Origin of the sequence: Paraburkholderia sp. Ac-20340, assembly GCF_017104965.1 — a bacterium.
Taxonomy (GTDB): Bacteria; Pseudomonadota; Gammaproteobacteria; order Burkholderiales; family Burkholderiaceae; genus Paraburkholderia.
In genome coordinates this window covers 428,399-439,705 of record NZ_JAAGPR010000006.1, presented here as the reverse complement: position 1 = coordinate 439,705, position 11,307 = coordinate 428,399, and the positions used below count along the sequence as shown (strand labels likewise).

6 protein-coding genes are annotated in these 11,307 nt (G+C 67.2%); 1 reads left to right on the top strand and 5 read right to left on the bottom strand.

The features are described from left to right. Nucleotides 1-67: 67 nt before the first annotated feature. From G3N59_RS11185 to G3N59_RS11170, 4 genes are all read right to left on the bottom strand, one after another. Entirely contained in the window at nucleotides 68-5,794 is a 5,727-nt protein-coding gene (locus G3N59_RS11185) for a non-ribosomal peptide synthetase (RefSeq protein ID WP_205982639.1), read from the bottom strand. Nucleotides 5,795-6,042: 248 nt separating this feature from the next. Further along, nucleotides 6,043-7,488 (bottom strand): peptide synthetase, encoded by a 1,446-nt coding sequence (locus G3N59_RS11180; protein WP_205982636.1) that lies wholly within the window; start codon nucleotides 7,486-7,488, stop codon nucleotides 6,043-6,045. Between the two features lie 67 nt (nucleotides 7,489-7,555). After that, complete coding sequence (locus G3N59_RS11175) at nucleotides 7,556-8,320, bottom strand: alpha/beta fold hydrolase (RefSeq protein ID WP_205982635.1); 765 nt, start codon at nucleotides 8,318-8,320, stop codon at nucleotides 7,556-7,558. Between the two features lie 10 nt (nucleotides 8,321-8,330). Beyond that, nucleotides 8,331-8,561 carry an MbtH family NRPS accessory protein gene (locus tag G3N59_RS11170; RefSeq protein WP_205982633.1) on the bottom strand — a complete coding sequence of 77 codons (231 nt, stop codon included), beginning with the start codon at nucleotides 8,559-8,561 and terminating at the stop codon, nucleotides 8,331-8,333. A 513-nt stretch (nucleotides 8,562-9,074) separates the two neighbouring features. Between G3N59_RS11170 and G3N59_RS11165 the strand changes: the two genes are divergently transcribed. After that, a complete protein-coding gene (locus tag G3N59_RS11165) occupies nucleotides 9,075-10,163 on the top strand; it encodes a peptidoglycan DD-metalloendopeptidase family protein (protein WP_241023345.1) in 1,089 nt (362 codons plus the stop codon). A 19-nt stretch (nucleotides 10,164-10,182) separates the two neighbouring features. On the opposite strand, the gene G3N59_RS11160 is transcribed toward G3N59_RS11165, so the two are convergent. After that, complete coding sequence (locus tag G3N59_RS11160) at nucleotides 10,183-11,244, bottom strand: LysR substrate-binding domain-containing protein (RefSeq protein ID WP_205982632.1); 1,062 nt, start codon at nucleotides 11,242-11,244, stop codon at nucleotides 10,183-10,185. Nucleotides 11,245-11,307: the final 63 nt, after the last annotated feature.

Sequence of the window (11,307 nt, the reverse complement as noted above, 5' to 3'; positions counted from 1 at the left end):
GGCGGCAGGATTCACTGCGGGGGTCGCTGCGGGGTTGGCAGTTACGTCAGTCATGCTTTCGATCCAGTCAGGCCGCCGGAGTAACGCCAGCCTGCGGTTGTGGCGGTTGCCCGCCTTCAGACCGCGCTTCGACGGCCGCTTCGCCGACGCCTTCGCACTGGCGCAGCGCGGCTTCGATCTCGCCCGGTTCGATGCGGAAACCGCGCAGTTTGATCTGCCGGTCGATGCGGCCCAAAAAGTCAAAACCGCCGTCGGCTCGACGGCGGCAGAGATCGCCGCTGCGATAGCAGCGCGCGCCTGGACTGCCGTGCGGGTCGGGCACGAAGCGCTCGGCGGTGAGGGCGGGCCGCCCCGCGTAGCCGCGCGCCAGCGTTTCGCCGCCGATACACAGTTCGCCCACCGCGCCCACCGGCACGGCGTTGCCATCCGCGTCGGCGACCCACGCGCTGCGCGCCGGGAACGGCTTGCCGATCTGCACGATCGGCTGGCTGGCGTCGTAGGCATCGGTCGCACGATGCAGGCAGGCCACCGTGGTTTCGGTCGGGCCATAGAGGTTATCGACGCGAATGCCGCGCAGCGGGCCGCTCTGCCAGCGCGCGAGCGCGTCGCCGGGCAGCGCCTCGCCGCCCACGGTCAGTTGGCGCAGCGCGCGCAGCGATTCGCGCGCGGGCGGCGATTGCAGCCATTGCTGCCAGTACGCGGTGGGCAGGCGCGCGAAGGTCACGCCGCGCTCGACTAGGCGGCGCGTGAGCGTGTCGAGATCCCACGCCGCGCTGCCGCGCATGACGACGCGCCCGCCCTGCATGAGCGCGGGCAGCAGTTCGTGCAGCGCGACGTCGAAGTTGATCGTCGAGCTTTGCAGCTGGCAATCGTCGGCGCCGATGTGGTAGGTCGCGATAAAGCCCGCGAGGTGCAGCGCCAGCGCGCGATGGCTGACGGCGACGCCCTTGGGCGTGCCCGTCGAGCCGGACGTGTAGATCGTGTAGGCCAGTTGGCCGGGATGCGGAACCGCGAAAGCGCGCGGCGCGGCGTGCGTATGCGCCAGCTCGCGGGCCGTCTGTTCGCTCGCGCCGATGTCGAGCGTGCGCACGTGCGCGAACAGCGGGTCCAGTTGCGCGAGGCTCGCGGCGTCGCTGGCGACCACGCGCACGCGGGCGTCGTCGAGCATGTGTTGCAGGCGCGCTGCCGGATAGGCGGGGTCGAGCGGCACAAAGGCCGCGCCCGCTTTCCAGATGCCGAGCAGCGCGGCGATCATGCCGGGCGTGCGCTGCACGCACAGGCCGATATTCGTATCGATGGTGGCGCCGGCCGCGCGCAGTTGTTGCGCAATCAGGTCGGACCAGTGGTCGAGCTCGCCGTAAGTCAGGCGCGCGTCTTCGCATTCGAGCGCCACGCGGTCGGGATGCGCCGTGGCCGTGCGCGCCACGGCCACGAGCGCGGCGGGTACGGCGGGTTCGATGGCGGCGGTTTGTGTCGGGGTTTGCGTTGCCGTTTGCGTTGAGGCCTTCGGCGATTCCAGCAGGAAGTCACGCACTTCGCGCACGTCGCTGTTCGCGGCCTGGTCCACGAGCGTCAGCAAGGCATCGGCGAAAGCGTCGATGGTGGCGCTCTCGAACAGATCGGCAGGGTATTCGAACGCGAACCGCAGGCCGCGCGCCTCGCGCGACACGTTCAGCGCGAGATCGAAGGGCGTGGCCTGCGGGCCGGGATCGAAGCGGTCGAGTTGCAGCGTGTCGGCGTGCAGCGACTGTTGCCAGTCGACCTGATCGAAATTGAACACGACATCGAACGGATTGGCGCGTGCGTTGCCGGCACGCGCCTTGAGCGCGGCCACCACGCGATGGAACGGCACGTCCTGATGCGCCTGGGCGTCGAGCAGTGCGTCGCGGGTGGCGTGCAGCAGCGCGTCGAAGCGCTGCGCGCCGCTCACGCCCAGACGCACCGCGACCGTGTTGATGAAATACCCGAAGGTGTGTTGTTCGTCTTCGCGGCGCACGTTCAGCGGCACGCCGATGCGCAGATCGCTCTGGGCGTTCTGGCCGCCGTAGCGGTGCAGCAGCGCGGCAAAACTCGCGAGCAGCAGCATCGGCAGCGTGACGCCGTGGGCGCGCGCGCGGCGTTCGGCCCGATCGACCCGCGCGCTCGGCAGATGGCGTTCGATACGCGCGCCGGCCTGTACGCGGGATGGCGTAGCGGCGAGGGTTTCGCGGCGGCCTTCGGGCAGGAGCGCGGGCGCGTAATCGCCGTCGAGCGCGCTGCGCCACCAGTCGAGTTGCGTTTGCGTTTCTCCCGTTGCGCCCCGCGTGCGCTGGAGGCTGGCGAGATAGTTGTCCGCTGCCGCATCGGCGCGGGGCGGCATGCGGCCGTCGTAGGCCGCGAACAGCGCCTGCGTGAGCAGGCCGAGCGACCACGCATCCGCGACGATGTGATGCAACGTGAACTGCAGCACGTGCGATTCGGCGTCCAGACGCACGAGCGTGGCGCGCAGCAGGGCGTCGCGATGCAGGTCGAAGGGCGCGAGCGCGTCAACGATCAACGTGTCCTGCAGATGGGTTTCGCGGCTGGCCGCGTCGCGCGTGCTCAAATCGAGCGCCTGCCAGCGCACGCGCGGGGCGTCCTCGCGCTGTTGGGCCGCGATGCCGTTGTGTTCCGTGAAGCGCATGTGCAGCGCGTCGTGATGCGCGCAGACTTGCAACAGCGCGTCGCGCAGGCGCGCGGCGTCGAGCGGGCCGCGCACGCGCAGCGCGCCGCTGACGTGATACGCGCTGCTCTGCGGCGCGAGCTTCCACTCGAAGTAGAGGCCTTCCTGAGCGGGCGAGAGCGGCATCGGCATGGTTGCATCCGCAACGATGTCGATGGCGGCTTCGGCGATGCGTGCTTCGCTCGACGGCTGCGCGAGCGCGGCTTCGATCCACGCTGCCTGCGCGGCCACCGTGCGCGCCGTGAACAGCGCGCGCACCGGCAGCGCCACGCCGCACGCCGCGCTCAGGCGCGCCGCCAGACGCGCGGCCTTGAGCGAGTCGCCGCCGAGTGCGAAGAAGTCGTCATCGGCGCCGATGGGCGTGATCGCGAACACGTCCTGCCACGCTTCGGCGATACGCGTTTGCCGTTCGCCCGACGGCGCGCGATACGGCGCCCGCGCAAGCGAGAGCGCGTCGTGTTCGCGGCGATAAACGGCCACCGTGGGCAGGCTGCCGTCGCGCCACGCGCTGGCGCAGGCGCTGCGGCGCAGCTTGCCGCTCGACGTGCGCGGCAGGTCGCCGGGCGCGAGCAGGGCGATCACGCTGACCGGCTCGCCATGCGCCTGCGCAACCGCCGCGTTGATCTCGGCGAACAGTTCGGCGGGATCGGTTTTGGCGACGGCGCGCGAGACTTCCGCCGCGACGCCGATGCCTTCCACGCCATCGATCTCGACCGAGAACGCGCTCACGCGACCCTTACGGGCGCGCGCCACGCGAGCAGCGATAGTTGCTTCGATATCCTGAGGATAGTGATTCTGGCCGCGCACGATGATGAGGTCTTTCACGCGGCCCGTGACGTACAGTTCGCCCTCGCTCATGCAGCCGAGGTCGCCGGTGCGCAGCCAGCGCGGCGCGTGCCCAGAGACATTTTCCTGCTCTTGCCAGAAGGTTTCGGCGCTGGCCTGCGGGTTGTTCCAGTAGCCCGCGGCAATGCTCGGGCCCTGCACCCAGATTTCGCCGATTTCGCCCTCGTCGAGCGTGGCTTGCGTGCGCGTATCGACGATCCGCACGCGATGCGCCTGCGCGACGCGTCCGCAACTGACGAGCGCGAGACCTTCTTCTTCCGCCGCGGCTTCGAGGCGGCCTTGCGCCAGCGCCTCGGCGTCGACGTGACGCACGCCCATGCCCGCGCCCGGCGTCGATCCGCTCACGAGCAGCGTGGCTTCCGCGAGGCCGTAGCACGGATACAGCGCATTCGCGCCGAAGCCGTGGGCGGCGAAGCGATCGGCGAAGGATTCGAGCGTTTGCGCGCGGATCGGCTCCGCGCCGCAGAACGCGACGCGCCAGCTATCGAGCGAAAGGCCGTCGAGTTGCGCGTCGCGCACGCGGTCGGCGCACAACTGGAACGCGAAGTTCGGGCCGCCGCTCACGGTGCCGCGCCAGGCGGCGACGGCCTTGAGCCAGCGCGCGGGCGCTTCGAGGAAGTGCTGCGGCGTCATCAGCACGAGCGGAAAGCCCACGTAGAGCGGCGCGAGCAGGCCGCCGATCAGGCCCATGTCGTGAAAGAGCGGCAGCCAGCTCACCATCGTGTCGGCGGGCGTGAAGGCCATCGATTGCGCAATCGCGCGCTCGTTCGCGACCAGATTCGCGTGCGTGACCATGACGCCTTTGGGCGTGCTGGTCGAGCCGGACGTGTACTGCAGGAACGCGATCGACGCGGGATCGACAGCGCGCGCTTCGAGCGGCGTGACGGCGCGCACCAGCGCGGGGTCGTCCACGATCAGCGTTTCGGGCGCGGTGCCGCTGTCTTCGTCGGTCGAATCGGTTGCGTCGGTCGCTTCGGTCGATCGTGCTGCGGCGAAGGCCTGCACGGCCGCGGCATGCGCGCGGTCGGTCAGCAGCAGCGCAGGGCCCGCATCGCCGAGAATCGCCAGCAGGCGCTCGAACGATTGCGCCTGGGTGGCGTCGGGCGGATAAACCGGCACGGCGATCACGTTCGCGTGCAGGCAGGCGAGGAACGAGGTCGCGTAATCGAGCCCGGACGGCAGCATCAGCAGCGCGCGCTCGCCGCTGCCCACGCGTTCGCGCAGCGCGGCTGCGAGCGTGCGGGCGCGATGGTCGAGTTCGCGCCAGGTCAGCGTGCGCTCGTCGTGTTCGCCATCGGCGAGAAAGCGGATGGCGATCTGCTCGGGCTGGCGCGCAAGATGGGTGGCGATGGCGTCGAGCAGCGTGGCCGCCGGTGCGTCCTCAGGTGCGTCCTCAGGTGCGTCGTAAGATGCAGCGGCCGGTTCGTGCGATTGCGCGGCCAGCGCCTGTTGCAGGCCCGGATTGCGGCGCAGGAACGGGCAGGCGCCGAAGTTCGGCGTTTCGTCGTCGGGCAGGAAGTATTGTTTCCACTCGCGATTTTCGGTGTCGCCGTAATAGCCCAGATCGGCGTGCGGCGGCACTTCGTCCCAGATGTTCAGACGGCGGCGCACTTCCGAGCGCGCCTGCGTGCTGATCGCGCGGTTCGTGACCTTGTCGACGAACACGGCGCGCGGCTGGAACAGCAGCACCATGCCGGGCCCGAGGTTGCGGCTGTGACGCGCGCCGAATGACGGGCACGCGCACACCACGAAGGTCTGCAGCCCCGCGAACGAGAACTCCCAGTCCGGGTCCGACGGGTCGACCTGCTGGCCGACGGCGGGATCGGGATCGTGATCGTGCAGGTATTGCAGCGTCTGCCAGAAGGCGTCGTGATAGGCCGCGTGCGACAGCGGCTCGACATCGGGTTCGAAGAAGATCGCGATGTTGTTCTTCTCGTACTGCGGCAGGTTCGCGAGTTCGGCGAACATCGCCATCGTCTGCGGCAGCGTCGAGATGTCCTTGCCGTCGATCCACGAATAGAACATTTCGCCGCGCTTCTCGGCCTGGGTGCCGAAGAAGCACGGATAGCCGGGGTCCATCACGTCGGCGCGCAGGCGTTCGTACGAGGTTTCCAGCCACGCGGGCAGCGGGCGGTCGAACGCCTGCTCGCCCACCTGGCGGCCGAGAATGATGCGCGAGCGCCAATCGCCGGGATTGATCGTTTCGTCCTGGACCGTGGTACTGGCCGTGTCCATGGGTAGCTGCATGGATGACTCCAAATAGGCGAGCGTGTGCGAAGCCGGCGCGCGTCGGGCGCGCCGGGCAGGTGTCTGGTCGGAGGAATGCGGCTCTATGACTGAGCCTCGGAGGCGCGCTCCTCGAGGCAGGCTGCTTCGAGGGCGCGGTTTGTGCTGTGTGCTGCTTGTGTTGCTTGTGCTGCTTGCGCCGCTTGTATCGCGAATGCGGCGGATGCCGGACGCGCCGTTGTCCCGGTCAGTGGCGCGGGCGCTGGCGCTCAGCCCGGCGTGGCCACGGCTTCGCGCGCGCGTTGCGGCACGGGCTTGAGGTCGGCGATCCACTCGTTGGGAATGATCGGCTGGTGGTAGGTGCACGAATCCGATACGACGGTCGAGCCGTGCAGGCGGCCGTCGGGGATCAGCACCATATCGCCCGGATGCATCTTCAACTGCATGCCGAGGTTGCCCCAGAAGATCATGTCGCCGCTTTCGATCACGACCAGACGATGCTCGTTATGCACGTGCGTGGTCGAGCACATTTCCTGCGGCTCGACGAAGGTATCGCGATCGATATCCGGGAAGTCGCGCTCGATGCGGTCGTGAATCTGGCGCGCGTAATTCATATACGTGTCGATCTGCGAGAGCCAGCTGAGCTGTTCGCCCAGGTCCCAGCGAGCGCGCGCGCCCAGCAGTTGCGCACCGGCCACGCCTTGCGCGAACGTATGCAGCGCCGCCGCGCCGTGATGTTCGACCAGCGTGTCGATGGCCTGGGCGAAGCGGCGCTGCAACTGCGTGCTCAGCGCGTCGAAGTCCGTCTGGGCGGCGGCGTCCGGCGCGATATGCGCGCAGGCCCGCAGCAGCGCGGCGCCAAAGGCGAGATGTTCGGCTTCGGCCACGAAGGCCGCGCCGGCGAGCGCGAACGCGCGGTCCGGGCGCGAGCCGAGCGCGTAGAGCAGGTTGCAGCGCTGCAGCGTGGTCGGCAGATAGAACTGCCAGTACGAATGCGTGGGCGCGGTCACGCCGCACATGCGGGCGATGCGGGCGAAGGTGGTGTCGTCCGGGAGCTTGCTGGCGAGGCTGGGCTGCGCGGTCGGTTCGAGCCAGTCGAAATACTGCGAGGCGCGCGCGCGTTCGAGCGCGGTGCGGCGCGTGGTGAGCGTCGCCCAGCGCTGGATCATGATGAAACGCAGACCGTTTTCGAGGAAGTCGCGTTTCATCAGCATGTCGAAATGATTCGACCAGGCCGCCATTTCGTCGTCGATCACGGCGCGCAGGCGGGCGCCAATCGTTTGCGCATCTTCGCCGGGCTGGGCTTCGTTGCCGAGATAGTCGAACGCGTAGGCTTCCAGATACGGCACCATCTGCGCGCCCAGCAGGCGCGGTTTGGCCGAGTAGAACGCCTGCCAGTGGCGTTGCGCGGTGGCGTCGGCGCCGGGCGCGCGGGCGATGTCGAGTTCGTTGATGGTCAGCAGCGTGCGGTTGGTCGCGAGCGACGGCAGGCGGCTCACGTTATCGGCGCGCACGGGCTTGCGGTACTGGAGGAAGCTGAAATCCTCGGGGCGCAGCGGACGGCGGAAGAAGTCGCCGTCGAGCACGAGTTCGTCCACGGTCGCGCTGCGAAACGCGTCGGTGGCGGCGAATTCGCGCAGCAGTTGCATGAAACTGTCACGCTCCGGCAATTGCGCGGAAAAATCGAACAGGGGAGGAAAGGCGCTGGTGTTCATTGGAGAGGAATCCTATGAATGAGAGAGGCCGGCGTCGCTGTCCGCGATGCGCCGCCGGTCCGTCAGTTCAAGCCGGGAAGGGCTGCTCGATCCGGTCCCGCCGCGACCTGAGCAAACCGATCAGGTTGAGCGAACTGGTGATGGTGTCGAGCAGCGCGCGACGCTGGGCGTCGATAAAGAAATGACCGCCGTCGAACAGACTGCGCTCGAAGGCGCCAAACGTTTCGCTACGCCAGCCGTCGAGCGACGCGAGATCTTGCGTCGCCGGATCGGTGCGGCCGCCGAATACATGCAGCGCTCCGGCAAGCGGCGCGCGCGGCCGGGCGCGCCAGGTGCCGTACAGATGAAAATCGTTGCGTACCACCGGCAGGATCATCTCGACGAACTCGCGATTGGCCAGCAACTCCGGCGAGGTCTGGCCGAAGCGTTCGAGTTCGGCGATCACGGTCTGCTCGGGGCAGGTGAGCCATGCGTTTTCGACTGTCTGAAAAGCCGGCGCGGGACAGCCGCCAATGCCGAGCCATACCGGTTCGCGGCCGATGCGCTCGCGCAGTGCATGAGCGAGTTCGAACGCGATCAGGCCGCCCAGGCTATGGCCATACAGCGCGAAAGGGCTGTCTGAAGCGTGACCCAGCGAAGCGACGATGCTGCCAGCCAGATCGTCGATCAAACGATCCCAGCGCGGTTCGAGCGGATCGCGCAGGCGCAGGCCGCGCCCCGGCAGATGGAGCGGCGTAACCGTGAGCCATGCCGGCACGTCGCGCGGCCAGTCGCGATAGATATGCGCCGCGCCGCCCGCATAGGGCAGACAGAACAGTCGAATGGGTTGCATGCGTGGCTCGTCAGCGCGCGGCGGTGGCGGCTTGATCGGCTTCGTCCATCGCCTGACGCAGCGAAAGCGGGCGCATGTCGACCCAGACTTCGTCGATGTGCGCGAGGCAATCGGCCTTGCTGCCCTGCTTGCCGGTGGCGCGCCAGCCGGCCGGCATGGCCTTGTAGGTCGGCCAGATCGAGTACTGCTCTTCGCCGTTGATGACTACGTCATAAACTGTGCTTTCGTCGCCCCAACTCATTTTCTTGAATCTCCATAGCAGTGCTTATCGAGGGTGAGCCTGCGGCTGCGATCCGTGGGGAAGGCAGCATGGCTTCGGCGCTCGATCCGCGAACATTACGAATAGCTGACAATGACGACGTTAGGCGCCAGGTAGACGTCAAATGGCGACGTCTTTGGAATGGTCAGAATAATATTGCGCCCCATTACGTCCGTCAAGAAATGAGAATCATTCTTATTTAAAAATGTGGCGTGGCGGGTGTTCGGAGGCGTTCGACCGAAGGGCGGACCCGCTTGCGATGCCGCTGGCATAGCGAAGATCGAAGGGGTTGCAGCAAAATTCACGATTCCTCTGTAAATTGCCGCGATCGATCCGTTAAAAACAGGGATTCAACGCTTTTGACAGTTTTTTAAGTTTCGCTTAAGAATCGTCCGTTAGTCTCGGTGCCTTCGTTCATCGTCGCTGCAACGGCGTCGATGTCTCCCCGAAAACGGCGCATCGCGCGGTTTTCTGCCAGTAATCCGTACCCAGTAGATGCCCAAGCTCGTATCGACGACATCTTCGGGAGTCGCGGGCAAGGCGTTCATCGTGGCCGCTCTCAGCACGGTCTGCACAGCATGGCTTTCGCACCAGTTGCCAAAGCCAGGCGACGATGTTTCGCTGCATGCATCCGACGACATGCCCGAGCAAGCCGCCCGCCGCGCCTCAGTGCCCGCAGTCGCTCAGCTTCCCACTCCCGCGCCGGCTCCCGTCGTGCAACCCGCCGTGCCCGCGTACCGGGTCGAAACCGTGCAGGTCAAGCACAGCTTCTCCGAAGCCGCCGATCAGATGGGCATCAACGCCGCGATCACCGCGAAGCTCGCGCACGCGCTGGAAGGGCGGATCGACTTCCGTCACGATCTGCGTCCGGGCAGCGAAGTGCGCTTCGTGTTCCGCAACGGCACGACTCAGGTGGCGGCTTCGGCTGCTGCGGCGTCTTCGGCGTCGGCCGCGACGGTTGCGGATGCAACGACTGGCAGCGCAGCGAACGCCGACGCCACGCCCGTCGCCATGCGCATCTCCACGGGCAAGGAATCGCACGACCTGTTCCTCTACCGCAATCTGGACGGCAAGGCGTTCTACTATCGCGCCGACGGCCGCCCGGCCGCGCCGACCTTCCTGCGTTATCCCGTGAACTTCACGCGCGTTTCGTCGGAATTTTCGCCGGAGCGCCTGGATCCGGTCACGCACCGCTGGGCGGCGCACGAAGGCGTCGATCTCGCGGCGCCCATCGGCACGCCGATCCACGCCACGGCGCAAGGCACGGTGACGTTCGCGGGCTGGGAACTGGGCTATGGCCGCGTCATCAAGATCAAGAACTTCGGCGAGTACTCGACGACTTTCGCGCATCTTTCGCGTTTCGCGAAGTCGCTGCGTGCGGGCGCGCAGGTGAAGCAGGGCCAGGTGATCGGCTATGTCGGCAAGACCGGCTGGGCGACCGGGCCGCATCTGCATTACGAAGTGCACGTGGATAACGTGCCGCAAGACCCGCTGACGGTCGATCTGCCCGTGCGTACCGCGCTCGACGGCGCCGACAAGGAACATTTCGCGCAGCAGGTCCAGAAACTCACGCCGATGCTTTAAGCGCTTCCGGGCGAGCGCGTCATCGACTTGATGCGCTTGCCCGTTTGTTGGTGCGGTTGTTTGCTGCTGCCTTGCTCGCCGCTTTGCGCGGTGCTTTCCTTGCATGCGCCGCCGCTGCGAGCCGGTCTTCGTCTTCCTCCTCGTTCCACTCCTCCTCGCCTTCCACGCCGATGCGTGCGCACGCACGCAAATGCGTCAGCGCAAGCGCCACGGCCACGCGGTTCGCGCTGTCCGCGCGCCAGTACATCGACACCGATCCAAAACCCGTCAGCCGCATCGGCAGGACATGCAGCGCGTTGAGCCGCGCAAAACGCATGGCCGCGCGATGCGACGCCACGCCCAGTAGCGCCGTCTGATTGAGCAGCGTGACGTTGAGGATCGACGAATTCGATTCCACGCAATGTCGCGGCAGGCCGCGCCCGGCCGCCGCGAGCGCCGTTTCCAGCGCCTTGCGCACCGGCGTGCCCTCGGGCCAGATGATCCACGGATACGCAAACGCATCGTCCCAGTCGATCGACTCGCGCGCGGCGAGCGGATGCTCCAGCCCGCAAACGAAGTTGATGCGCTCGCGGTACAGCACTTCGCCCTGCAGCAGCGGATCGATGGCCTCGCTGGAGGTGCGCCCGACCACGATGTCGAGTTCGCCGCGCATGAGCTGCGGCATCATCAGATTCATGGTGCTTTCGACAAGGCGCACCTGCGCGCGCGGCAGGTCTTTCACGAGTCGCGCGACCGCCATCGGCACGGTATCCGCCGCCGACACCCCCGATGTACCGATCGCCACCAGCCCGCTGCCGCCGTCGCGCTGCGCGGCCAGGTCGTCGCGCGCGCTATCCAGATGCCCGGCGATCCGGCGCGCGTGCGCGATCAACGCCTCGCCATAGGACGTGGGCCGCAGCCCGCGCGCGTGCCGCTCGAACAGCGGCAGGCCGATGTCTTCCTCCAGTTCCTTGAGCCATTTCGACAGCGCCGGCTGCGTGGTGTTGAGTGCCGCCGCCGACTGGCTCAGATTGCCGGTTTCGCCGACTTTGAGCAGCAATTCCAGATGCCGTAACCGCAGCCGATGAGTCCAGTCCGTCATGACGCGCGCTCCAAGGTATATCAAGAACTATATGGATGAGATGAATTTGTCATTTTACAGGGT

What these genes read in the sequence shown, in the direction of transcription:
- G3N59_RS11170 (WP_205982633.1), bottom strand. Translation starts at nt 8,561, where the DNA reads ATGAGTTGGGGCGACGAAAGCACAGTTTATGACGTAGTCATCAACGGC.
- G3N59_RS11165 (WP_241023345.1), top strand. Translation starts at nt 9,075, where the DNA reads ATGCCCAAGCTCGTATCGACGACATCTTCGGGAGTCGCGGGCAAGGCG.
- G3N59_RS11185 (WP_205982639.1), bottom strand. Translation starts at nt 5,794, where the DNA reads ATGCAGCTACCCATGGACACGGCCAGTACCACGGTCCAGGACGAAACG.
- G3N59_RS11175 (WP_205982635.1), bottom strand. Translation starts at nt 8,320, where the DNA reads ATGCAACCCATTCGACTGTTCTGTCTGCCCTATGCGGGCGGCGCGGCG.
- G3N59_RS11160 (WP_205982632.1), bottom strand. Translation starts at nt 11,244, where the DNA reads ATGACGGACTGGACTCATCGGCTGCGGTTACGGCATCTGGAATTGCTG.
- G3N59_RS11180 (WP_205982636.1), bottom strand. Translation starts at nt 7,488, where the DNA reads ATGAACACCAGCGCCTTTCCTCCCCTGTTCGATTTTTCCGCGCAATTG.